At 61.8% G+C, this 24,010-nt stretch carries 22 protein-coding genes and 2 pseudogenes; 5 read left to right on the top strand and 19 right to left on the bottom strand.

Annotated features, from left to right (window positions below; all coding sequences use genetic code 11):
* Positions 1-75: 75 nt before the first annotated feature.
* The 8 genes from EVC45_RS23795 to EVC45_RS23755 form a co-directional block, all read right to left on the bottom strand.
* On the bottom strand, positions 76-912 hold the full coding sequence (locus EVC45_RS23795) for an aspartate/glutamate racemase family protein (RefSeq protein ID WP_129960684.1): 837 nt from the start codon (positions 910-912) through the stop codon (positions 76-78).
* A gap of 56 nt (positions 913-968) precedes the next feature.
* Entirely contained in the window at positions 969-2,450 is a 1,482-nt protein-coding gene (locus EVC45_RS23790; RefSeq protein ID WP_129960683.1) for an NCS1 family nucleobase:cation symporter-1, read from the bottom strand.
* Between the two features lie 368 nt (positions 2,451-2,818).
* Positions 2,819-3,532: a GntR family transcriptional regulator gene (locus EVC45_RS23785; protein WP_129960682.1), complete on the bottom strand. Its 714-nt coding sequence runs from the start codon at positions 3,530-3,532 to the stop codon at positions 2,819-2,821.
* Between the two features lie 318 nt (positions 3,533-3,850).
* Entirely contained in the window at positions 3,851-4,777 is a 927-nt protein-coding gene (ldcA, locus tag EVC45_RS23780) for a muramoyltetrapeptide carboxypeptidase (RefSeq protein WP_129960681.1), read from the bottom strand.
* A gap of 26 nt (positions 4,778-4,803) precedes the next feature.
* Complete coding sequence (gene tadA / locus EVC45_RS23775) at positions 4,804-5,442, bottom strand: tRNA adenosine(34) deaminase TadA (RefSeq protein WP_306770788.1); 639 nt, start codon at positions 5,440-5,442, stop codon at positions 4,804-4,806.
* A 128-nt stretch (positions 5,443-5,570) separates the two neighbouring features.
* Positions 5,571-5,972, bottom strand: coding sequence for a DnaJ family domain-containing protein (locus EVC45_RS23770; RefSeq protein ID WP_129960679.1), 402 nt, complete (start codon positions 5,970-5,972; stop codon positions 5,571-5,573).
* Positions 5,973-6,495: 523 nt separating this feature from the next.
* On the bottom strand, positions 6,496-7,089 hold the full coding sequence (locus EVC45_RS23760) for a 2'-5' RNA ligase family protein (RefSeq protein ID WP_129960677.1): 594 nt from the start codon (positions 7,087-7,089) through the stop codon (positions 6,496-6,498).
* A gap of 120 nt (positions 7,090-7,209) precedes the next feature.
* Positions 7,210-8,112, bottom strand: a complete 903-nt coding sequence (locus EVC45_RS23755) for a LysR family transcriptional regulator (RefSeq protein WP_129960676.1) — start codon at positions 8,110-8,112, stop codon at positions 7,210-7,212.
* Positions 8,113-8,237: 125 nt separating this feature from the next.
* On the opposite strand from EVC45_RS23755, the gene EVC45_RS23750 reads away from it, so the two are divergent.
* Together EVC45_RS23750 and EVC45_RS23745 are read left to right on the top strand one after the other, a co-directional pair.
* The gene (locus EVC45_RS23750) at positions 8,238-9,521 is read left to right on the top strand and encodes an MFS transporter (RefSeq protein ID WP_168991520.1); all 1,284 of its coding nucleotides are present in this window, start codon (positions 8,238-8,240) and stop codon (positions 9,519-9,521) included.
* A 124-nt stretch (positions 9,522-9,645) separates the two neighbouring features.
* Positions 9,646-10,626, top strand: coding sequence for an amidohydrolase family protein (locus tag EVC45_RS23745; RefSeq protein ID WP_129960674.1), 981 nt, complete (start codon positions 9,646-9,648; stop codon positions 10,624-10,626).
* Between the two features lie 75 nt (positions 10,627-10,701).
* On the opposite strand, the gene EVC45_RS23740 is transcribed toward EVC45_RS23745, so the two are convergent.
* The 3 genes from EVC45_RS23740 to EVC45_RS23730 form a co-directional block, all read right to left on the bottom strand.
* Entirely contained in the window at positions 10,702-11,829 is a 1,128-nt protein-coding gene (locus EVC45_RS23740; protein ID WP_129960673.1) for a DUF2827 domain-containing protein, read from the bottom strand.
* A 77-nt stretch (positions 11,830-11,906) separates the two neighbouring features.
* Positions 11,907-13,061, bottom strand: a complete 1,155-nt coding sequence (locus tag EVC45_RS23735; RefSeq protein ID WP_129960672.1) for a DUF2827 domain-containing protein — start codon at positions 13,059-13,061, stop codon at positions 11,907-11,909.
* Entirely contained in the window at positions 13,058-14,227 is a 1,170-nt protein-coding gene (locus EVC45_RS23730) for a DUF2827 family protein (protein ID WP_129960671.1), read from the bottom strand. Before EVC45_RS23730 ends, EVC45_RS23735 begins: the two co-directional genes overlap by 4 nt.
* A gap of 868 nt (positions 14,228-15,095) precedes the next feature.
* Here EVC45_RS23730 and EVC45_RS23725 point away from each other — a divergent pair.
* Both EVC45_RS23725 and EVC45_RS46860 read left to right on the top strand, forming a co-directional pair.
* Positions 15,096-17,018, top strand: a complete 1,923-nt coding sequence (locus EVC45_RS23725; RefSeq protein WP_129960670.1) for a potassium transporter Kup — start codon at positions 15,096-15,098, stop codon at positions 17,016-17,018.
* 129 nt (positions 17,019-17,147) lie between these two features.
* Positions 17,148-17,279 (top strand): annotated as a pseudogene (locus EVC45_RS46860) (cysteine hydrolase); the annotation flags it as partial.
* An 89-nt stretch (positions 17,280-17,368) separates the two neighbouring features.
* Here the strand turns inward: EVC45_RS46860 and EVC45_RS23715 are convergent.
* The 7 genes and pseudogenes from EVC45_RS23715 to EVC45_RS23685 form a co-directional block, all read right to left on the bottom strand.
* On the bottom strand, positions 17,369-18,595 hold the full coding sequence (locus EVC45_RS23715) for a hypothetical protein (protein WP_129960669.1): 1,227 nt from the start codon (positions 18,593-18,595) through the stop codon (positions 17,369-17,371).
* Positions 18,596-18,626: 31 nt separating this feature from the next.
* On the bottom strand, positions 18,627-19,274 hold the full coding sequence (locus EVC45_RS23710; protein ID WP_129960668.1) for a hypothetical protein: 648 nt from the start codon (positions 19,272-19,274) through the stop codon (positions 18,627-18,629).
* Positions 19,275-19,453: 179 nt separating this feature from the next.
* A complete protein-coding gene (locus EVC45_RS23705) occupies positions 19,454-20,275 on the bottom strand; it encodes a hypothetical protein (protein WP_129960667.1) in 822 nt (273 codons plus the stop codon).
* A gap of 81 nt (positions 20,276-20,356) precedes the next feature.
* Complete coding sequence (locus EVC45_RS23700; protein ID WP_129960666.1) at positions 20,357-21,007, bottom strand: hypothetical protein; 651 nt, start codon at positions 21,005-21,007, stop codon at positions 20,357-20,359.
* Positions 21,008-21,199: 192 nt separating this feature from the next.
* Positions 21,200-21,473 (bottom strand): annotated as a pseudogene (locus EVC45_RS46855) (hypothetical protein); the annotation flags it as partial.
* A gap of 194 nt (positions 21,474-21,667) precedes the next feature.
* Complete coding sequence (locus tag EVC45_RS23690) at positions 21,668-22,543, bottom strand: sulfite exporter TauE/SafE family protein (protein WP_168991519.1); 876 nt, start codon at positions 22,541-22,543, stop codon at positions 21,668-21,670.
* Positions 22,544-22,755: 212 nt separating this feature from the next.
* Positions 22,756-22,941 (bottom strand): hypothetical protein, encoded by a 186-nt coding sequence (locus EVC45_RS23685; RefSeq protein WP_129960664.1) that lies wholly within the window; start codon positions 22,939-22,941, stop codon positions 22,756-22,758.
* 253 nt (positions 22,942-23,194) lie between these two features.
* Between EVC45_RS23685 and EVC45_RS23680 the strand changes: the two genes are divergently transcribed.
* The gene (locus tag EVC45_RS23680; protein ID WP_129960663.1) at positions 23,195-23,377 is read left to right on the top strand and encodes a hypothetical protein; all 183 of its coding nucleotides are present in this window, start codon (positions 23,195-23,197) and stop codon (positions 23,375-23,377) included.
* A gap of 38 nt (positions 23,378-23,415) precedes the next feature.
* On the opposite strand, the gene EVC45_RS23675 is transcribed toward EVC45_RS23680, so the two are convergent.
* The gene (locus EVC45_RS23675; protein ID WP_129960662.1) at positions 23,416-23,847 is read right to left on the bottom strand and encodes an Lrp/AsnC family transcriptional regulator; all 432 of its coding nucleotides are present in this window, start codon (positions 23,845-23,847) and stop codon (positions 23,416-23,418) included.
* Between the last annotated feature and the right edge of the window lie 163 nt (positions 23,848-24,010).

Raw genomic sequence — 24,010 nt, 5'->3', positions numbered from 1 at the left:
AAGCCGCCGCACCGAGTTGAACCAGTGTAGCTAAAACACCCCGGTGCGCCCATACAGCGGGGCAGATAGTGCGTGTTACACCGAGTGTATGTGCGAGTCCGCCGACTCGGCGTTTACCCGCGGCGCGGCGCGCAGAGTGGCCGGATTACGTTCGGCTTGCGCGGCGATGGAGTCGTCCGCGCCCGGGCTGAACGAGGCGAGCGCGCCGTCGTAGCGCTTCGCGAGCGGGCGCGCGTAGTCGCCGCGCTTGGCCGTCGCGAGACGCAGCGCCACCAGCGCCTCGGTCCATTTGACGGCCGCCGTCACGCCTTCGATCACCGGCGCGCCGAGTGCGTCCTCGATCTCCGCGCACAGCTCGGCCATGCCCGCACAACCGAGCACGATCGCATCCGAGCCGTCCTCGTCGAGCGCGCGGCGGCATTCGTCGAGGATGATGCGGCGCGCCGCCGAACCCGGCTTGTCGAGATCGAGCACGGCGACGTCGGTCGCCCGCACGTTGCGGCAGAAGCGCTTCATACCGTAGCGCTCGGCCAGATGCCAGGCCATGCCGCAGGTGCGCGCGAGCGTCGTCACGACCGAAAAGCCCGGCGCGAGCACGCTCGCCGCGTGCATCGCCGCTTCGGCGATGCCGATCACCGGGCCGCGCGCCAACTCGCGCGCCGCATAGAGACCGGGGTCGCCGAAGCACGCGATCACGTAGCCGTCGCAGCCTTCCCGTTCGCCCGCCGCGACTTCGGCGAGCAGACCCGGCGTGGCGAGCGCTTCGTCGTAATAGCCCTCGATCGACGGCGGGCCCATCGTCGGATTGACGGCGATCACTTCGGTGCCGGGCGCGGCGACGTCGCGCGCGCAGCGCCCCATCGCCTCGGTCATGCGGTGGGTCGTGTTCGGATTGATCAGTTTGATACGCATGGCGACTCCTGTTCGACTCGTTGTTGCAGCGGCGAAAACCTGGTGCTTCGTGAAGCTCAGCGGGCGAGGATCCGGTAAAACAGCGCAGCGAGTCCCGCGCCGATGAACCACGAGAAGTTCGCGCAGCCGTCGAGCCCCGGCACCATCACGCAGATCACCGCGATCAGCGCGGCCGGCAGCAACGCGGCCACCGCCCGATAGTTGACGCCGTTGCGATACCAGTACGAACCGCTCGGCGCGACCGTGTACAGATCGTCGAGCACGATCTTCTGGCGCTTGACGAGGTAGAAGTCGACGATCAGGACGCCGTACAAAGGTCCGATGAAGCTGCCGAGCACGTCGAGCGTGTAGTGGATCACGGCCGGATTGTTGAACAGGTTCCACGGCGTGATGAAGATCGACGCGACCGCCGCGAGCATGCCGCCGGCGCGCCAGCTGATCAGACGCGGCGCGACGTTCGAGAAGTCGAAAGCCGGCGACACGAAGTTAGCGACGATGTTGATGCCGATCGTGGCGATCGTGAAGGTCAGCGCGCCGAGAATCACCGCCATCGGATAGTCGATGCGGCCCACCGTTTCGACCGGGTCCGTAATCAGTTCGCCGAACACCGGCAGCGTGGCCGCCGTCGTGATCACCGTCACCAGCGAGAACGCGAGGAAGTTGACCGGCAGGCCCCAGAAGTTGCCGCGCTTGACGCTGCGAAAGCTCTTGCCGTAGCGCGAGAAGTCGCCGAAATTCAGCATCGGTCCGGAGAAGTACGACACCACCAGCGAGATCGCCGTGATCATCACCGGCACCACTTCCATGCCGTGATATTTGACGCCGCCCAGGTTGATACCGATGTTGTGCAAGCCTGCGCGATACACCATGTAGCCGGCGAGAATGAACATCACCACATACACGGCCGGCCCGGCGAAGTCGATGAACTTCTTGATGGTCTCCATGCCGTGCCAGAACACCAGCGCCTGCAGTACCCACAGCAGCATGAAGCCGGCCCAGCCGAGTGTCGACAGACCGAGCAGACCATGCCGATGCACGTCCGCATAGGGCAACAGTTGCGGCACGAACTTCAGCACGACGATCACGAGCGCGCTCGACGCCAGATAGGTCTGGATGCCGTACCACGCGACCGCGATCAAGCCGCGGATCACCGCGGGAACATTCGCTCCGAGCACACCGAAGGTCGCGCGGCACGCGACCGGGTACGGCACGCCATTCATCTGGCTCGGCTTCGCGATCAGGTTGCACAGCACGTTCACCAGCGTGATGCCGATCAGCAGCGACACCAGCACTTGCCAGCTCGTCAGGCCGAGCGCGAAGAGACTCCCCGCGAATACATAGCCGCCGACGCTATGCACGTCCGACATCCAGAACGCGAAGATGTTGTACGCGTTCCAGGTCTGCGCGTGCAGCGGCGCAAGGTCCTCGTTGTAGAGCCGCTCGCTGTAGCCGGCCGGCATCGACGAATCGGCTTGAGCCGTGCCCTCCGGATAGCTGGTGATGGGGTGACTGCCTGGCGCTGCACTGAACTGAGCCATGATTCCTCCTTTGGATAGGGACCGTCGAAAAAGCATCGACGGACGTTGCATCGGTCATGCCAGTTGCTCGCTTCCCGCCCCGCTTGGGTCGAAGAAGTCGGCTCCGTGGTCCCGGACCGTGCCGCGCGTGTCTCCGTACTGAAGTACTTGTGGTTGTCGCATCGCCGGCCGCCGCGGATTTCCGGCGATGCGTCGCTACCCGAAACTCCGTCGTCTCACGACGGACGTGCGTGTTCAGGCCGGCGGCGCTCACGCGAGGCCGCCCTGCCGTGCATCTATTGGTTCAGTTCAATTCAGTGCGGCGCGCACCACCAACGGGCGCTCGCTTGCCGCTTGCCTCAGCCTGGCGTGGAGCCGGCTTCGGCTGTCTACGTGGATGTTTCTTTCGGCGCGAGCGCGCCGAATACTTCATGCAGATCCGCCGCCCCGCGCGCGGGGCGTTCCAGCATCTTCAACTCGACGCTTTGCAGATGGCGCGACATCAGCGCCGCCGCCTGCTTCGCATCGCCGGCGTCGAGCGCGGCGAGAATCGCTTCATGGTCCTCGAACGAGCACGAGCTGCGTCCGAGCGACTCGTACAGCGCGGAGATCAGCGTGGAACGCGCGACCAGTCCGTTCAGGCAATCGCACAACACCGAGTTGCCAGCCAGGTTCGCGAGCTCCGTATGAAACTCGCCCGACAAGCGGATCCATGCCGGAAAATCCCGCGTTTCGAACGCCTTGCGTTCGCGGCCGATCATGCCGCCGATATTCTTCAGGCGCCGAATGCCGTGTCCGCTACAGATCTTTTCGACGACGGCCAGCTCGATGATGCGGCGCATTTCGAACACCTCATGCACTTCCTGCAACGACGGACTCGCGACGAACGCGCCACGATTCGGCTCGAGGTCGACGAGGCGCTCACCCGCCAGCTGCGACAGCGCCTGCCGGATCGGGCCGCGTTTCACACCGAATACTTCGCAGAGCTGAGCTTCGGTGAGTTTCGCCCCGGGTGCCAGCCGGTGCTCGAGGATCGCCGCGCGGATGCGCTCGGCGATTGCTTCGGGCTTCGAACTGTTCGCGGCGGATTCAAGGTCGGACATGATTGGCGTCTCGGTATGTTGGTCATCATAGGACGGACACAAATATTGTCAACAATTTTTGCGTCGATTTTCGACAGTTTCGGTGCTGCGTTGCGTCAGAGAAAGTCTGCAAGCCAAGCTGCATGGGCGTCTGACGGGAATCTTACCCCGTTTTGTCGATGCCACGCCGATTGTTGTCGGCCAGTTTTTGTCAACAAAAACTGAAGACATTGGCGGCGGGTGTGAGAGCTGGTGAGGGTTCAAACGCTGACAGTTAGTTGCGTTGCTGGGTTGAAAAAAAGCGGCCGATGCGCCCGCCTCTGCCCCGTCCGAGCCGCTTCAGGCAAGGCTCGGATAGCCCGACGCCGTCAGCCTGAAGCCATGCGCATCGGCGACCAGATGCGCGTTAGCGCCGACCGGCAGCGTCACCATGTTGTGCACGTGCCCGAACTGCAGCCCCGTCACGACCGGAATGCCGATGGTCGAGCGCACTTGCTCGACCATCGCGTGCAGGTCGTAGCCGTTGTCGTAGTCGTAAGGTCTGCCGCCCGAGAAATCGCCGAGCACGAGCGCCTTCTGCTGCGCGAGGATGCCGGCCAGGTGCAGCTGATAGATCATCCGCTCGATGCGGAACGGCTGCTCGTTGACGTCCTCGACGAACAGGATGCCGCCCTGCACCGGCGGCATATACGGCGTGCCGACCAGCGACGCCACCACCGCCAGATTGCCGCCCCACAGCGTGCCCGTTACGTCGACGCTCTGCGCTTGCGGGGTGTTGCTCGCGACCGTGACGGTCGGCTGCGTCAACGCCGACCAGAAATGCCGCATCGTGAATTCGCTGAGTTCCTCGGCGCCGAAATCGCTCATCAGCATCGGGCCGCCGAAAGTTTTCAAGCCGGCGCGCGCGAGCAGCGCCAGTTGGATCGCGGTGAAGTCGCTGTGACCGACCAGCGCGATCGGCTGATCGGCAAGCCGCCGCTGCAGCCCTTCGTAGTCGAGACCGTGCAGGATCCGCACCGCGCCGTAGCCGCCGCGCACGGCCAGCACGACATCGGGCAACTCGCGCGAGGGATCGGCGAGCCGGTTCAGATCGGCCGCACGCTCGCCGTCAGTGCCGGCGAAGCGCTGATAGCGGCGCTTCGCGGCCTCCTCGCCGTCGACACGATGCCCCTGCGTACGCAGGCGATGCAACGCGCGATGCAGCACCTCCGGATCGTGCGGATAGCCGGATGGCGCAATCAGTTCGATGGTGCGATGAGCGGTCATGGCGAGACCCGTTGGGCGTTGTGGTTTTAGAGCGGCTTGGTTGGGGGCGGTTCGCTGCTGGAGGGTGTGGCAGTGTTCGTGGCGCTATTTGCGGCGTTGTCAGCAGCCGTTTCACCCGCTTCACCCGGTGCAACCGCTTCAACCGCTTCACCCCGCGCCGCCGCGCGCGCTTCCCGGCTCGCCCGACGCCGCTCGGCGAAAAACGATCTGAGCGCGGCACCGCATTCGGCTTCCAGGACGCCGCCGCTGACCATCGTGTGATGGTTCAACTGAGGATTCGCGAACGCATCGACCACGCTGCCGCACGCGCCGGTTTTTGGATCGCGCGCGCCGAACACGACACGTGCGATGCGCGCGTGCATGATCGCGCCGGCACACATCAGGCAAGGCTCGAGCGTCACATAGAGCTCGCAACCCGGCAGGCGGTAGTTTTCGAGCGACTGCGCGGCGGCGCGCAGCGCGACCATTTCGGCGTGGGCGGACGGATCGTGCGCGCCGATTGGATGATTGAAGCCCGACGCGATGACTTCATCGCCACGCACGAGCACCGCACCGACCGGCACTTCGCCGGCTGCGCGCGCCTGCTCGGCGGCGGCCTGAGCAAGCGCCATGAAGCGCAGGTCGCGTTCGGAAGTGATGGCAGGCTCGGGAGTTACGGAAGGGATGGCGGGAGCGGCCGCGGCATGATCCGCCGTCGGCCCGCAGACCGCGCCGACGCTAGCACCAGCGGATCTTTCGCCGTCCTCGGCTTGCGCCGTCAAGCCGGTCGAGGCGGCACACACGAGCGGCTCGTTCACTGCGAACCCGCGCCGGCCACGTCGACATTGCCCACTCGCTCAGACAGACGCTCGGCGATGCGGCGGCAATATTCGCGCGGCAGGACCATCGGGCCGCCGCGCAGCGATTCGAGCGCCATATCGAGCGCGAGCATGCGCGCCTGGAGACGGCAACGGGTCGCCTGATCGCTCACGGCATTCAGCTCCGTTTGCAGGTCGCGCAACGCGCGAAGCTGCTCGACGGCGGGCGGCACGAAGCCCGCGTTTTTCAGAATCCGGTTGGCGACGCGCACCTCTTCCGGCACCAACGCATCGTCTTCGAGGGGTAGCGGCGCACCCGCACCAGGTAAATCGTCGAACTCTCCGCGCGCGGCGGCGGCGGCAATACGCTGTTCGACAAGCGCATCAAGCAATTTCATCTGCTATCCACAACGTTGCGGCCCGAGCATTCTATCAGGGAGCGCACGGGCGTTCAGCGCTCACTTGACGGCATAAAAACGCCGATTTGCCGGTCGTTCGGCATTTGACCGTGCTTCCGCGTGGACTTAGAGTGAGTCGTCAAGTCGTCCAACTCGCGCGGCATTTAGCCGGCGCGGCGTGCGGGTGTGTCCCTGCCATCGACGTCGATGTCGCGATGCCATTCAATCCGATCGGCCACTCCAGTACTTTTCCCGTCGCGAATCCGGGTCCGGTCTGCGCCGCGCGGACCCCGCAAACGAGCCCGCGCGAGTCGCGGCGCATCGGCGTGCGCACCGTGTTAGCCGCGCTTGCGGCGGCCGCGCTGCTTTCCGGATGCGGAGTCTTTTGCGGCGGCGCCGCAGCGAGCGGCGGGGCCTATGCCGGAGGTTGCGGGACGAGCGTGCGGTTCTAACCAGCTCCCTCACGAAACGGCGGCGAATCCGACATCGCGCGTGGTCGACGCGCGTCCCCTGCCCCTCCGCTCTACCCCACCAACGGCCACCGCGCGAGGACAAGATGCCGGGTTCGTCCAAGCAGGCTGTGCATCAGCGCAAACTCCCGTACATTCCAGCACGCCGGCTCGGCCGGGCGGCGCTCGATCCACGGCATCCCATAGGCCAGCGTCACGTGCGGCGTAAAGCGCGCGTCAGGCTCGATGCCGTCCTCCCGCAAGCCCGCTTCGAGCGCATCGTGAAGTGCCTGCAGCCCGCGCACCCCGTGCTCGCCGACCAGCACCGCCGGCCCGAGCCGCGGCCTTTTCGCAAAGCTGGCGAGCGCGTCGAATTCGACCGTGAACGGCGCCATGCTGACCGCCGCGGCCGCCCGCTTCGCCGCCTCGACCACATCCGCCGGCAAGCCGCCCGCGAAATTGCCGAGATGCCTCAGCGTCACGTGCAAGCGGTTCGCCGCGAGTGGCTTACCGCGCACGCGGCTGCGCCCATGCACCTCCGCACAGACCTGCTGTGCGAACTTCGCCATACCGGCTGCGGAGTTGGCATCGGGATAAACCGCGAAAAAGAGCCCGTCGGTGAGCGGGGCCGGCGCCTCGAGCCCGGGCAACCACAGTTGTTCAGGCATCGCGCCTCGTCCCCTCGCTGATTCATTCCGCCGATTCGCACGCCGCCGCACGTGCGGTCCATTGCGGCCATGATACTGTATATTCATACAGTACGACAGGTCGCGCGCAACCGCGGCGCGCTACAGCTCGGCCGGCTTGCCGATACGTTTGTACCAAAGCTCGATGAAAGACTCGGCCGCCGGCGACAGCGAATGCTCGGCGCGTCGGATCAGATTCACGTCGCGCGTGACGAGCGGCGCTTCGAGCCTGCGCGCGACCAGATCGCGATGCGGAAACGAGCCGAGCAGAATGCCCGGAAAAACCGCGATCCCGAGACCGGCCTGCACCATCGAGAGCCCAGTCGTCATATAAGACACCTCGTACTCGACCGCTTTGCGCGCGCCGAGCGTGAACAGTGTTTCGTCGATCAGCTTGCGGATGCCGCTCGTCGACTTGATGCCGATCCACGGATACTGCAGCGCATCCTTCCAGCTCACGCGCCGCTTCTTCGCGAGCGACGAATCCTTTCGGCAAATCGCGCACAGGTTGTCGCGCGCGAGGCATTGCAGCGTGATGCCTTCGGGCCGCTCGCTGATCGTGCCGATGCCGAACTCGACGTCGCCCGTCAGCGTCGACGCGGTCAGGCGATCGGGAGCGGCGTCGTCGACCGAGACCTCGATGTTCGGGTACAGCGCGCGATATTCGGCGAGCAGTTTCGGCACGATCGCCGCCGCGATCGACGGCGTCGCCGCGAAGCGCAACTGACCGCGCTCGCGCCCGGCCAGTTCCTTCACGCTCGACTGGATCGACTCGAGATCGCGCAGCATCCGCTCGACGGTCGGCAGGATTTCGTGCGCGGCCACGGTCGGCCGCAGCGAGCGCGACGTACGGTCGAACAGACGCAGGCCGAGCGCCTCTTCCATTTGCCGGATCAATACGCTGACCGCGGGCTGGGTGATGAACATTTCGTCGGCCGCGCGCGTCAGCACGCCGAAGCGGCAGACGAGCGCGAACGCGCGCAACTGCTTGATGGTTGGAGTCATGAAAGCTGAATCATAAAGTTACTTTATGGAGCCATTGATTTTGTTCGATTGTTTTCATGCGGACAGTACCCTACATTGCCTTCCTACGCAGCACACAGCCGTTCAAAAAACGACAGGAGACAGTCGTGACAGCAATCGATTCGCGCAAACGCTGGGTCGGCGCAATGGCGTCGACGCTCGGCAATGTGCTCGAGTGGTACGACTTCGTGGTGTTCGGCTTTCTGTCGATCATCATCGCGAAGCAGTTCTTCCCGAGCGACAGCGAATACGCCGCGTTGATGCTCACCACCGCGACGTTTGGCGCGGGCTTCGTGGTGCGGCCGCTCGGCGGCATTCTGCTGGGCATGTACGCGGACCGCAAAGGCCGCAAGGCCGGCCTCACGCTCGTCATCGCGATGATGACGGTCGCCGCCGCGATGATCGCACTCACCCCCGGCTTTCACCAGATCGGCCTGATCGCACCGGCGATCGTGCTGTGCGCGCGCCTGTTGCAGGGCATCTCGGCCGGCGGCGAGTTCGGCACCGCGACCGCGATGTTGATCGAATACGCACCGAAAGCGCGGCGCAATCTGTATGGCAGCTGGCAGATGTTCGCGCAGGCCCTGGGCGCGTCGCTCGCGGTCGCGATGGGCAGCGCGCTCACGCATCTGTTCACGCACGAGGCGCTCGAGTCGTGGGCGTGGCGCATTCCGTTCCTGCTCGGTCTGCTGATCGGCCCGGTCGGCTTTTATATTCGCCGCAATCTGCCCGAAACCGAGGCGTTCCAGAAGCTGGGCCCGCGTGTGAAGGTGCCGTTCTCGCAGGTCGTCGCGCACTATCCGCGCGAACTGTTCGTCGCCACAGCGCTGTCCGCCGCGCTCAACGTGATGGCTTACGTGATCATCACGTATCTGCCGATCTACGCGGTGCAGAACCTTCACATGCCGATGACGCTGCCGTTTTCCGTGCTGCTTGCAAGCGTGCTGCTGCGCGTGGTGACGATCCCGCTGTTCGGTCATCTGGCGGATCGCATCGGCGGCGAACGCATGATTCGCGTCGCGCTGGTGCTGTTTCTCGTCGTGCTATACCCCGCTTACTACTGGATCGTCAGCGCGCCGTCGTTCGCGTCGATCATGACGGTCGAGCTCGGCTTCGCGCTGCTGATCAGCGCATCGAACGCGCCGATTCCGACCGCGCTCGCCGGCCTGTTCCCGACCGAAGTCCGCTCGACCGGCCTCGCGATCTCGTACAACATCGGCGCAGCCGTCTTCGGCGGCTTCTCGCCGATGGTGCTCACGTGGCTGCTGCACGTGAGCGGCAACAACATGATGCCCGCACATTTCTGCGCGGTGTTCTTCGCGCTCGGCCTGGTCGGTGCGTTCATGCTGAAGCGCCGCGCGGCGCCGATGAACGAATTCGCCGCCCAGTAGCCAGCTCCGTTTTCACCTCACCCGCAGGGGCGATCTGAATCGATCGGTAGCTCGAATCGATCGCCCGCCACTGAAGACGCACGCCGCGCCTTCATTCGATCACTCTTTCTTTCGGAGATCCCGCATGCCTGTGATTGACGTTCATACGCACATCTTCACGCACAAATGGCTCGAGCTGCTACGGCAGCGTGGCGGTGCGTACAACATCCAGACGCGCCCCGACGGTCAGCAGGAAGTGTTTCGCGGCAACACGCCGGTCGTGATTCCGCAAAAAGGCCACTTCGATTTCGACATGCGGATTCGCCAGATGGATGAATCGGGCATCGATATTTCCGTCGTGTCGCTGACCTGCCCGAACGTGTACTGGGGCGATCAGGCAACCAGTTGTCTCGCCGCGCGCGAATCGAATGACACGCTCGCCGAAGCGCAGGCCAAATATCCCGGACGCATCCGCTGGTTCACGTCGTTGCCGTGGGAGTATCCCGAAGCGGCGCTCGAAGAATTGCGCCGCACCTGCGATAACGGCGCAAGCGGTGTGATGGTCCTCGCGAACATCGCGGGACGCAGCCTCACCGATCCGATGTTCGCGCCGATCTGGGCCGAGATCGACCGTCGCGCGCTGCCGGTGCTCGTGCATCCGACCGATCCTCCCGGCGTCGATCTGATGGACATGACGAAGTTCGATCTGAGCTGGGCAGTCGGCTTCATGTTCGACACGACGCTCGCCATCACGCGGATGATCTTCGAAGGCTTCTTCGATCAGTATCCGAATCTGAAGATCATCGCGTCGCATGCGGGCGGCGCGTTGCCTTACCTCGCCGGCCGCTTCGAAAAAGGCAACGAGGTCGAGATCCCGCAGCGTCGCAAGATGAAGCGCAAGCCGATCGATTATCTGCGCCATATTTACTACGACTGCATCACGTACGGCCCGGCGTCGTTCGACTTTCTCGTATCGGTGGTCGGTGCGGATCGCGTGATGTTCGGCACCGACTGGCCGCACCAGGTGTACGACATTCGCGGCGCGTTCGCCAACACCGCCCGTTTGCCGAAGGAGCAATGCGACGCGATCCGCGGCAACAACGCGCTGCGGGTGTTCGGGTTCTGAGCCACGTCGCGGCGAATGCGGGGACATGATGCGCCGGACACACGGGCACCTCGATTCTTGCGTCGTGCGCGACGACTACCGCGGCGCTCGGGCGATCAGATCGTCGAGCAGCGCCGCGTAGGTGGCAACCAGCTGACGGTTATCCGGCAGGTAGCGCGCGATCTCCGTGCGCTGCTTCTCGCGGTACCACGACGTATGCGCGTCGTGGCGGTCCATCGCCTCGATGGTCCGACGCGCACCTTCTTCGACGTCGTTGTCCCGATAGTAGTAACCGAGGTCCGCGCACAGATACGCGTTGTGCACCAGCGGATAGCCCTGCCAACATACTTCCAGGTAGAAGTAATTGAGCGGGTTTTCCAGTTGATGCGAGATCACGATGTCCGTGTTCTCGGCCAGAAACACCGGCGTTTCGTGTCGTCCGAGGAATACCGCCTTCTGATTACGCACGATATCGAGCTGGTTCATCAGCGCGATGAATTCCTTGCTTTCACGCGCGATACTCTCTGCGTTCGTGACCTGCAGCAGCGCGACGCTATCCGCCCGCTGGCGGTACACCAGTTCCGCGATCAGCGTCGGATAGAAACAGAACTTCACGACGTTGATATTCGGCTCCATCACGGAGAGCCGCTTCGCGCCGCCGTGCGGCTGATAGATCCCACCGCCCGGCAGGCTCCTGACCCGCTCGTCCAGAAACATTGGACTCCAGATGAACGGCACGACACGCGCGGTTTGCCGGCGCAGCACCTCGAAATACGAGCGGCTGATATGGTCGACCTGCGGGATCATCCAGATATCGTCGTAGCGCTGATTGACGAACAGGTTCCCGCCCCACGCCGGCTTGCGGAACAGCACCGATTCCATCGCGTGGATGTATTCGAATCCGCAGCAATACGACACGATCCGCACGCCGCGTTGCTTCAGATAGTCGGTCTGTTCCGCGTTGATCTGACCGCCCAGTTCGATCAGCACGTCGAGCGCATCTTTCGCGGCATCGAACGTCAGCGTCGGAAAACGCGTCTGGTCCCACGGCAATGCGGGGGTGATCGGCACCGCGGTCGTATTGACGAGCGTCACCGACGTCACGTTCGGACAATGGCGCAATGCATCGGCAAGAAACGCGGCGTTCTGTTTGATGCCGTTATTCCACAGCGTTTCATTCGGTTGATGCAAACCGATGGTGATGCCGATACGCAACCCGCTCATGATCTGAAATTTCCAGTTTCGCACCGACAGGGTGCTGAATCTCGTGGTGCTATCTGCATGCTGCCCTTACACGGGCTTTAACTGTTTTCGAAAAGCGCGGCGATCGCCTGGGTATAGCTGCCGACGTTGGCATCGCTTTCGGGATCCAGTTGTGCAATGAACGCATTCGCGGTGCGCTGGTAGGCAGCGAGATTCGCGTCATGCTCCGCATACGCGAGTTGCAACGCGCGACCCCCCTCTTCGCAATCGAAGTCGTGATAGCGATACCCGCAAGCGCCGATCAGATGCGAGTTGTGGATCAGCGGATAGCCGCCATACAGTGCCTCGTAGTACACATAGTTCTGCGCGTTTTCCCACTGATGGCTGACGATCACATCGACGTCGCCGGCCACCACCTGACAAAACGGAAACCGCCCCTCGAACGACGCGAGACCGTGATGCACGATATCGAGGCTGCGCGCGAAGCCGTTGAAGCTCACGTGCTCCTTCAGATGAAACGTGTTGTACGCGAACACGTGATCGAGCATGTCCGGGTTGTCGCGATGCGCGGCTTCGCAGGCCAGCAGCGGAATATAGCTCGTCTTCACCATGCAGATGTTCGGCTCGAAGATACCCGCGCGCCAACGCCTGCGGCCGGGCCGATAACCGAAGGGCCGGTCTTGCGGCAAATTCGCGGCTTCGCGATCGAGCACCATCGGGCTCCACAGATGCGGCATCAGACGCACCGGGCAGCGGAACAGGCTCTCGAAATACGGCGCGCAACTCACCTCGTACTCGGGCAGCGTCCAGATCTCGTGATACGGTGCGCCGGTAATCAATAGTCCATGTGATTTGTCGAACACCATGCGTTCGATGTCGATCACATAGTCGTTGCCGACCCGCATCGACACGATCTTGCCGCCGCGCTCCCGAAACGCGACGACCCATTCGTGCGACAGTTGCGCGCTCATTTCGATCATCAGGTCGAGCGTCGCCGCCGCTTCGTTCATGTCGATCAGCGGTACTGGCGAATCGGCGAGAAACTTCGTCGCGTCGGCAGGTCCGCCGTCGCCGCCGCCGGCCACCAGATAAGTCGCCTCGACGAGCGGCGAGCGCATCAGCAGCATCACCAGAAAAATGCAGTTCTGGTAAATGCCGTTCTCCCACACCGACTGCTCGCCTTTGCGCACAAAAATCGACACGCCGACCCGCAGTTTGCGGCCGCCGGCTAATGGACTGGTTGCAGTGTTCATGAACGGCTCGGGCGGTTGGCAAGGAAATTCGCGTCGCGACACAGATGCAGCAGCCGTGCCGCATAGGCATCGAGGTTGTGCTGCGCAAATGCATCGACCGCGTGGAATACCCGCTGGGTGCGCGCGCGATAGTCGTTGAGTTGCGCCGCGTGCCGATCGACCGCGAGCCGCAGTTGCGCGGCCCCCTGACGGATTTCGAAGGCCGGATAGTAGTAGCCCGCCTCCTTCAGCCACGCGGAGTTGTGGATCAGCGGATAGTCGCCATACAGCGCGTCGAGGTAACTGTAGTTCTGCTCGTTGCGCCACTGATGCGACACCACCGCATCCGCATGCTGCACCATGAAGCCGACGATATCGTGACGCCCGTGAAACACCGCCTTGTGTTCGCGCACCAGATTCATCGAGTTCGCGAAGTGCAGCATGGTCGCGTGGTCCTTCATGTGCAGCGTATTCAGTACGTGCATCATGCGCACCGAGGCGGGATCGGCGCGGTAGGCTTCCTCGCAGACCAGCATCGGTATGCTCGACGTCTTCACGACCGAGATGTTCGGCTCGAAGATCGCGACGCGCAGACCGCGCGCGGCATCCGTGGCCGCGTCGTTCGCCCGGGCGCCGGCCTGAAAACCGTAGCGCAGCCCCGAGAGGTCCACGACCTCCTGGATGCGCCGCTCGATGAATTGCGGATGCCAGATGAAAGGCGTCTGATGGACGTCGCAGCGGTGCAATACCCGCAGCATCGGCGCGAATGCCGCGTCTTTCGGCAGATGCCAGACTTCGTCGCAGCGATCAGGGCGCGACGCATGCGTCGGCTTGTTGAACACGGCCGGCTCGGCCAAGCCGACGAACGGCTGCCCGCAGCAATGGAATACGACCTTCTTGCCGCGCGCGCGCATCAGATCGAGCCACTGAACGTCGAGCGCGCCGCCCATCTCGACGATCACGTCGACCTGATCGGTCGCATCGGCGGTCTTGATCACGTTCAGCGCTTTCGCGTTCGTGTCGACCTGCGGCGGCATCGCGAACTGGTCGCCGACATCGATCAGGACGACCGATTGGACGAAAGACAGACGTTGAAAAAGTTCGGCGAGAAAGATGACGTTCTGCCCCAGACCGTTCTGCCAGATGTTCTGGCCGGCATGAGTGACGACGGAAATCGCAATACGCATGTTCAGGTCAGCACCAACAATTGTTAAACAGCGTCCAAGCGAGCCTTGCTTTCACAAGAGCCCGCCTTGCTTCTGAACTTGACGATGGTGTAGCCGCTGACGCGAGCACTGGCGCCAACGCATTCGCCATCGCAACATGTGCGCAGCCGCTGCTCGCGAACCGCGACATTCGGCTGCACGACCTGAGTTCACGCAACATTTGCCGCAGCACGAGCAGTGTATTCGACAATGCTTGCGTGGATGTGAACTAATGTGAACAAAGTGCCGAATTGTCTTTCGAACTGAACGTGCCGGCTGCCGTTGAGCGCGTCGCCGCTCGCCGCGCCGATCGCGCGTGCGGCGACGCTCGTCAGTACGACACTCGATGAATATCAGCAGGAATACTGATAATCCAGTCGGATCGCGCGACGACGAACCGACACGCGATCGACGCACCAAGGCAAGTCGACAACGTTGGGCAGTTGGCGCTTGTGCATATCGTTGAATCAAAGAAGTGCTTCGTCTGAAGTCAGGCCCCAACCTACGCGCGCAGTTGAAGCCTTCTTTCATTTTTCGAACATTCGCCTTACGCATCGAGCCGGCTTGTTACCCAAGGCTTTCATCAGGTCTACGCAGGACGAATGAGATCATTGGCTCGGCCGCCGCGCAGCCCCGTTTGACTTGGGTTAACCGTCATTGCGAACCTGCCCGATTCATTGCATGGTACGCGCAGCAACGCATCGAATACCAACGCACGACCACCCCGGGAGAGTACGCTCGATCGTCAATCCGACTCATGGGATTCAAAGAATCGCAATCGACACGGCAACATACTGTCGATACCATCGCCCCTCGCCTGCCGACCTCATCCTCCGGATATGAATAACCCATGAACAACAGCCAAACCCTGCAGGCTTCGCCGTCCTCGCATCGCGCAACTGGAACGGCCGCACTCGCACTCTCCGCGCTCGGCATCGTGTTCGGCGACCTCGGCACGAGCCCGCTGTACGCATTGCAGGCTGCATTCGGCGGTTCGCTCGGCGTCGCGCCGACCCACGCCAACGTGATCGGGATCGTCTCGTTGTTCCTGTGGTCGCTGCTGCTGATGGTCAGCGTCAAGTACGTGCTGGTGCTGATGCAGGCCGACAACCGCGGCGAAGGCGGACTGCTCGCGCTGCTCGCGCTGCTGGTCGGTGAACGTACCGGACGCGTCACTCGCGCCGGCGCATTGCGCTGGGTGTTCATGGCGATGTTCGGCACCGCGATGCTGTATGGCGACGGCGTCATCACGCCCGCGATCTCGGTGCTAAGCGCGATCGAAGGGATCGAAGTAGCGACGCCCGCCTTCGCGCATTACACGGTGCCGATCACCGTAGTGATCCTGGTGGTGCTGTTCGCGGTGCAGCCTCTGGGATCCGGCCGCGTGGGCGTCGCGTTCGGTCCGATTCTCACGGTCTGGTTCGTCGTCATCTTTGGATTAGGGCTGGTGTCGCTCGTGCAGACGCCGGCCATCCTCGCCGCGTTCAATCCGCTGAACGGTATCGAGTTCTTCGCGCACAACGGCTTCAAGGGCTTCGTCGCGTTGGGCGCCGTCGTGTTGTGTCTGACCGGCGGCGAAGCGCTCTACGCCGACATGGGCCACTTCGGCGCGCGGCCGATTCGTCTCGCATGGTATGGGCTCGCGTTACCGGCGCTGACCGTCAACTATCTGGGTCAGGGCGCATTGCTGCTGCGCGATGCGAGCGCGGCGGCCCGCCCGTTCTACACGACGGTGCCGTCCTGGGGCCTGTATCCGATGGTGGTGCTCGCCACGCTGGCGACCATCGTCGCGTCGCAGGCGCTGATTTCCGCGGTGTTCTCGTTGACTCGTCAGGCGGCGCAACTTGGCCTGTCGCCGCGCGTGACAGTCAAACACACATCGTCGAGCACCGAGGGGCAGATCTATCTGCCGGGCCTGAACTGGGTGCTGATGGTCGCGACCATCGCGGTGGTGCTCGGCTTCCGCACCTCGGACAGCCTCGCGGCCGCTTTCGGTATTGCCGTATCGACGACGATGTTGATCACGACCATGCTGTTTGCCGCCTTCGCGCGCGTGCGCTGGAACTGGCCGATCTGGCGCGTCGCGCTCGTGGCCGGAATCTTCATGGTGGTGGACGTGGCGTTCGTCGCGGCTAACGCGATGAAGTTTGCCGACGGCGGCTGGCTGCCGCTCAGCATCGGTACGCTGACCTTTCTCGTCTCGACGTCGTGGCTGATCGGACTGCGCGCGCTGACTCGCGCCCGGCTGGACACGCAATTGCCGCTGGACGCATTCGTTGCAAGTCTCGCGGTGTCGCCGCCGCACCGCGTGCATGGTACGGGCGTATTTCTGATGGGCGCCGGCAACTCGGTGCCGACTACCCTGCTGCATCATCTGAAGCACAATCAGGTGCTGCATCAGCAGGTGGTGCTGCTGACCTTGCTGACCGAAGAAACGCCGCGCGTCGACGCAGGCGAGCGCTTCACGGTGCAGTGTCTCGACCTGGGCTTCGTGCGCGTCGTCGGCCGTTACGGCTACCTCGAAATGCTGGACGTGCCGCAACTCCTCGAACAGGCGTTGCGGCACTCGGGATGCACGGCCTATGAGCCGATGACGACGACGTTTTACCTCGGGCGCGAATCGCTGTCGGTGCAAACGAAGCGGCGTCCGGGACGCTATGTCCTGCTCAGTCTGTTCTCGCTGCTGCGCAAGAACGAGCTGAACGCGACGGCTCACCTCGGCCTGCCGCCGAATCGCGTCGTCGAGATGGGGGCGCGGCTCGATCTCGTTTGAAGGGCTGGACGCGCCGGCGAATCTGCCGCAACGCCATTGCTTTTGAAGACTCCGTTTCCTAGTCTGATCAGGAGGCTCAGGTCGAATCGAAAACGGGCGAGCCTTCATCCACTCTACTGGAGGCGCGACGTGAGCTTCGATCGATCCGACACTGCGATTGTTTTCATCGACCCACAGGTCGATGTCTTAAGTAAGAAAGGCAAGAATTGGGGGGCGGTTGGTGCGAGCGTGACCGAGAATAAGACGGTGGAAAACATGCTGCTGATGCCGACCGAGCGCGCCAAGGTAAATATTCGAGCAGCCGCAGAGGCCGGTAGGCGCGCCGGGCTGATCGAGCGGATAGCGTTGCACTACAGAACCTGGAAGGCTGCGAATGCACCGCCCACGAACACTTGCTGGGAGAAGATCTGCCAAAGGCCGCCCACTCGCACGCCAATCATGCACATATATTGGAGTGGAACTGCGCCAACTCCCACCACCGGGTAGCCATTTGGAAAGCCGACGATGTTGCTGTGCCCTGCGCCATAGACCATGAAAGGGGCGACGCCTGCATGATTCGCGAAATCGCCTGCGCCAACGTTAGCATTCATTCCGCAGAGCTGCTGGGCCATGGTAGTGCCGACGTGCGGGTTCGGATGCCCCGGGATGCTGGGCGAAATATGAGCGGCATAGATCACGCCTCCCACGTCCTTCATGCAAAAACTGCAGCCGGTGAACTGCGTCGTGACCATCACGTCGGAGCCATCGAGACGTGTACCGTCGATGGCGGCAAAGCTGGCACCGCCCGGCGGTGGCCCCGGAATTGCCACGACTCCTCTACCGGGGACGGCGGTCCAGTGCACGGCCCGCACGCTTGCTGCTGAAAAGCCGTATGCGCCCGCAGGAACCGGAACCCCCGCGACAGGCACGAACATGTAGCGATCCTGGGCCGGGTCGTAGTTGAAGTGAAAGTTCACGAGATTGCGGTCTAGCGCATCCGGCGCATAGGCCGTCGAACCGTGAACCATAATCTTGTTCTCTGTGAGAAACTGCAGTGGCGCGGTCGGGATAACGGTCGTCAGCAGATTTCTGCTGCCGTGGTCGCGCGCATGATTTGCATCCTCGACTATCCTGGCTTTCTGCAACAGGCGGCGATATTCAGCTGCCAGCAATCCGGCACCGAGCGTCGTGGCCCGATTGGCGAGCGCGTGGTTTCCAATGGCATGCCACAGCAGATAAATGACGCGTCGCATTTCGCGCTGGGCCTCGTTACCCGCGTTGTGCAGATTCTTCATCGACATGCCGTTCGAGAAATTCACATAGCCGGCCTGGTGCGCGTTGGCCGGCGGATAGTGGTTCTGAATATAGGTACTGGCCAGAGCATGCGCGCAGGCCTTCTCGGCGAAGGTCCCGATTGCCGAGGTCGTAATGGATGCAAGCGTGTCGTTGATCCTGACAGTCACGTCTTTCATGGCTATTCCCAAAGTGTCGTGTGCCGCAGCAATGGTTTTCCATCTCGATGTGGTCTTCGCGTCCAGATCGCTCGGGCAGAGGATGTCCACGCCAGGACGCATATCGCGACCCTCGCGGATCCTCATGTCATCTTGCGTGCCTGGACGCCACGGTGATTCAAACCACGCGAGTGAAATCCAGGTACTTGTCCTGGACGTGAAGATGATCGCTCGGCGTCTGGATGTCTTCCGTGACGGCGATCATCATCCCGTCCCTCCCCTCTCGCTCGTAGTTTTCGTCCATCGCGTCATGATCACGGGAGGTAATGTTCACCTTCGACGACCGCTTGATCCCGATGGTGGGATTCCGCTTGCCGGTATGAAACGCAAAAGTGCACAAATCGGAGGTTGGGCTGGGGGTGAAGACTTTCCCCTTTCGCGCCTGGAAAGCCTGCTGGTTGACCAGATTCCCGCTGTGTTTGTTTTTGATGATGACGTCAGCGTTGTGGTAGTCGAGCACAAAGGTCGCCACATCGGCGCATCCCAGCGCATTCTGAATCTGACTGATGTCGTGACATTCCTCGCTTCCCACGTTCCAGCCGGCGATATAGAGCTCGTAGACCCTGTCACCACCGATCAACTTGACGGCGCGCGCGAACAACGTGTTGGTGGTGCCGCGCCAGCCCTGGGTTTTGTGGACGCCCACGAGCCGGTCGGCGAGCACGCAGATAATCGCGGAACAGGTCGACATCGTGGGAAATGCGAGCGCCGTACCCTCCCCCGTCTGATCATCGTGAATCGACATCACGGTCCTGGTAACCGGCATGACATCCTCCTGGATTGCCCCTGCTGCCTTCGATCTCCGACCGGCCGGTAATCTCACGTAGCCCGGGCCGCTGGCGCTCCCGCAGATGCCACGGCCTGCTCCTGTCACTCATGCCGCGCCCCCAACGCATGCTGAAGCAGCCCCTGTCAGGCTGCATCGCCGCGGGGCCGCTCGCTGCGTCAATCAGACTTCTCTTCTGCCGCCTCGATCCAGGCTTTGGTGGGTTTCTTCGGGTTATCCGTCGCCACTGCACCCACGCATTTGAACTTGCTGTCCCCACGTTCGAGGCAATTCTGCAGATTGTCGGCGTCGGTCGTCTTCGCATCGACCAGCATGCCGGGCGGGATACAGCCACTCAGATCCTTCTCCACGGATTTCAGGGCTTCGTAGATGAGGCTGTAGCGGTTTCCCTTTTTCAAGGCCACGAAATTTTGCGGGCCCAACAGAAAGTTCTTCGCATCCTGAGATTGCAGGCACATGTTGTGCAGCGCTGCGTGCAGGCTGGCTGCCTGAAAACAGTACGTGACGAACTGCGAGCAGCTGATTCCCTTGCGACTGGAAAGCTTCACGCCCGCGAGTCCGCGGTGCCAGGCTCGCACCGCGCGGACCAGAGAGTTGGCAGTCCAGGCCTCTTCGGTCTGGTATTCATCTCCGCGCCGTCCGAACGGAACGCTCGCCTTCACGACCTGATTTTTCGTTGCGGCATATTTCACCATCCCAGCCACCATGGGATCGTCACTGCGCGTGGCCCATCTTGTGGCGAACCACGCTGCCGCGGCGGCCACAGTTGAGTCCTCGTAACGATAGACGAGGTACTTGACGTCGTCGTCGGTGATCGCCAGCGCGCCGACGGACTGCTGCACAACTCCCTGCAGGTTCCCGACGTCCTTGCTGTGGATGACGGTCTTTCCGTTGGCGTCAAGCACCCAGATCAGCGCATGCTTCGCTTCGTCGTCACTGTCGTCGTACTCGATGATGATGTCGCCCGCGGAAAAGTCCATATCTCAATCGGCTGATCAGAGCGGCCGTTTCTGTTGCGCAATTGTGTGCGTGAACTGGGTACCTGAATTGCAGAGGCATCGTCATCGTATGCAGAGATCGGCTTTGACCAGAATCGCCGGATTGATCCCGCCACTCTGGACGATCTGAACCACGATTGCTCGCCCCTGCCCCGCCTCCGACGAATATTCGACGGGCTCCTCCACGACAATCCCATCGCTAGCATTGATACTGTGACGAAAGCGCACCGCCTTGCCTTCCTTGGTGGTGGTCACCTTGAATTTTCCGTTGCCGATATCTTCCACGGAATGGGTAATCTGAAATCCTGAGCATGGCGCAACCGTCCACGGTTTGAAGCCATAGACGAAGACCTGGTATAGAACCATTTCACCCGGGCCGTTTAGTGCCATCTGGGCAGGAAAGCCGTGCTCATCGTTGCTTTGTCCCAGGTATGTGTCCACCTTGCTGGAAACATGAAAACCTACATTGGCGAAACAGCCCGTCGCTTTTATCGGCGCGGATATGAGCTCGTTGCTGTACACCCCCGTGAGGTGCGTAAGATCGCCATCGGCAGATTGCCAAACCATACTCGCATCCATTCCGCATTTATCCTTGATCACCGTAAGCGGCACAAAGCGATCAATACTGTAATTGCAGGGATAACTGAAGACTGTCTTTGGAATGGTGATGGTTAGCCCAAGTTTGTTGGGTGTAGACTTGTTGGGTGTAGACATGTCTGCCCCTTCCGCTGTGTATCACACTGGCCACACTTAAGCCCGGATAAAAGGATAGGTAAACTGCACCGCCCATTCAACAAGATCAGACGTTTGGGTCTCGTCGACTCGAAAGGCCTGCCACGAGCTCGAATGGTCGCCGCTTGAAGAGTGGCGCCAGGACGATCACCTTTTGATTTTTTTGGTAATTCAGCCATCCAGCATATCGGCCCACGCTTGAAGCATTCCTCTCCTCTGCTCCGCATACTCGGCCTTGTATTGGAGAGTTCGTCTCTTAGTGACCCGGATGCACGTATGAACTCGCTCCGAAGCACGTCTTGAATGCGACCAGAATGTCCAGAGCCTGTCGACTCAAATAAACATTGTGGGCGCGACCGGCCTTCATTCGCTCCTTCTGAATTGTCCAAACGGCAGCTTCGAAATCTACCTCACCCAACATTACCAAAATGAACTCTGACTTCTTGAGTTCACTCGCCGAATGGTCGCCTACGATGCAACCATGGGATGTGGATCATTGAAGCAGCGACCCTGGCATAACGCGATGGACCGTTGTTTGTTCGTCCATCATGTATTTTCGTCAAGGTGCTTCTTCGTTCAAAACGCACGGGCGCCCTAGATCGGCCTGCCGTCAATCACGGCGGTCAGCCAGAATTCGTCTAGTTATCCAAAATAGCTAATCCCCGAGACAATCAACAGCAGGTTCACGACCCGTGCGAAATGATTGTCCGACAGCCGTTTATAGAGCGTCATGCCGATCGCGGTTCCGAGCAGCGACCCAGGTATGCAGAGCAGAATGGCTGGGGCTAAAGCGGTCTTGCCGGCGGAGTGTCGCAACAGACTGATGGCAGCCAGCGCGGTGACCTGCGTGATCAGGATAAACGGCTGATACATGGCACGCTGGCGGTCCTTGCTCCACCCCTTGAACCCGCACCAGATGGTCACAAATGCTCCGGGAAAGCCAGCCGCGCCACCCGTGATGCCGCCGAGAAATCCCGCCAGGACATCGAGTGCCTTCGACTGGCGCGGGATGACCAGCGGCCGCCTCGCGAGCATAGAGCACCCATAGAGACTCAGGACCACGCCAAGTACGTGGGTGTAGACGTGACGATCCAGCGTGAGCAGTACGGTGATGCCCAAGGGCAATCCGACCACGCCACCGACCAGGAAAACTGCCAGCGCCCGCCACTGGATATCCCGTTTGAGTGCCCAGACCATGGCTGTCTGGTTCGCGATGCTGCAGACAATCATGATCTGGACGATCTGCACCGTGTCGGCAGAGAGATGGAACAGCATTGCGCCGCAGACTGCGGAGAAGGCGAAGCCCGCGATGCTGGATATGCCAGACGCCAGAAAAATGGCACCGATGACAAAGAGTTCGACGCCTTCGTGCACAGACAAGGCCAGGCAGAGTGCCGTGGCGAGCACGAGCACCGCCCACTGAAGTTTGACCTGCCAGGGGTGCCATCCCGGCGCCGGGGCCAATGACCGGACTGATGCCGCGGCGCTCTCGGGCGCAGGCTGAGGTTCGTGATCCATTTGCCATGTCTCTCCGTTTTGGACACCACCGGGAGGGCCCGGCCTTTGCCGCTGGCGAATGCCCATCGGTACAGACTCGTGCACACGCAACCTGGACCGCCACGAAGGTCGACTACGACATGTTCCGCGCGAGCGACATCACCGCGTATCCGACGCGCACCCTCCGCAGTGCGATAGCTAAATCCCAACTTCGGAGGGACACCGTGTTTCTGCTAGTACGTCACAGAAGTCCCACTGCCAGTAAAGCTGTGCTGGGTAGGAGAGTCATTTGCATAGTCGTTAACGGCCTGGATGATGTTCACGATCTGCTGCGGCAACCTGCCGCCGCTGACGGCGGCCATTGCGCTACGGTCCATCTCAACGGTGACGGCGAGGTCTTTGATTACCAGCGTATTCATTTCGGTTCTCCACGGGGAAATTAGTCGGTCGGGAACGTCAGAGCCTGTTTTGAGGGTGTCGCCACGCCTCGATCATGATCAACGCAAAGTGCGTGCCAAACGGTTGCGCTGCGGTAAGCGAACACACAACCAGTTGAAAATATTGGATCTTTTATGGTGTTCGTGCGCATTGGTAGACGAACGTGGGCGCTGCGGCCGGTGGGTCGAATCCAACTCTTCGTCTGGCGCTGTGGGGTAGATCGCGACACATGCGGTGATGCCGTTTGCGCGGATTGCGACGCGCATCGGTGATGCGGTAACGGTGATGGTTGCGCTTGCCGCGTTCGACTGGATTCCAGACACCCACAAACGGGTCGGCAAGCACACTGACTTTGCTTACCTCCATGGAGTCGAGAATGATGCGTCCGTCCTGACGGCCGCCCGACAAGAAAGCTGATATCCGAAAGCCTGGTCACGCAGCATCGCGCGCAGCAATCACGCTTTATGTGTCGACAAAAGAATGCTGGTTTCGGTACTGGCAATGCCGTCGATCAAACGGATCGAGCCGAGTACGCGATCGAAATTTTCCAACGAGTCCGCCAGCAGTTCTGCAATCAGATCCCAACGTCCGTTGGTGCTGTGAATCGTTGCAACATTCGGATAACCGCGCAGTATCTTCACGACCTCAGCGGCCCGATTGCCCTCTACCGCAATGGACATCAGCCCTCGAATGCGGTGCTTTTCCGCAGCCGGCTTCAGTCGGACCGTATAGCCCACGATCACGCCGTTCTTTTCGAGCCGGGTCAAGCGGTTCTGGACCGTCGCACGTGCGACTCTTAACTGCTGCGCGAGCGTCACGACCGGGGTACGCGCGTTGTCGCGCAGCAGCGCGATGAGTTGATGGTCGACGTCGTCGAGACTGATCATGCAGTTAGCCTCACAAGGCGATGCTGAAAAGGGAATGCAAGTGGCCGGCTGACAGGAACAACGGCATCGTCAGATCAACTCGCCAGTGCGGCGGCTCCGGTTTTTCTGGACACAGAGTTGGGGTAAAACGTGTGATCCAAACTGGAGTAGTTGATGTTGAAGA

Origin of the sequence: Paraburkholderia sp. UYCP14C (genome assembly GCF_004197395.1) — a bacterium.
Taxonomy (GTDB): domain Bacteria; phylum Pseudomonadota; class Gammaproteobacteria; order Burkholderiales; family Burkholderiaceae; genus Paraburkholderia.
This window is presented reverse-complemented; position numbering and strand designations above follow the sequence as displayed.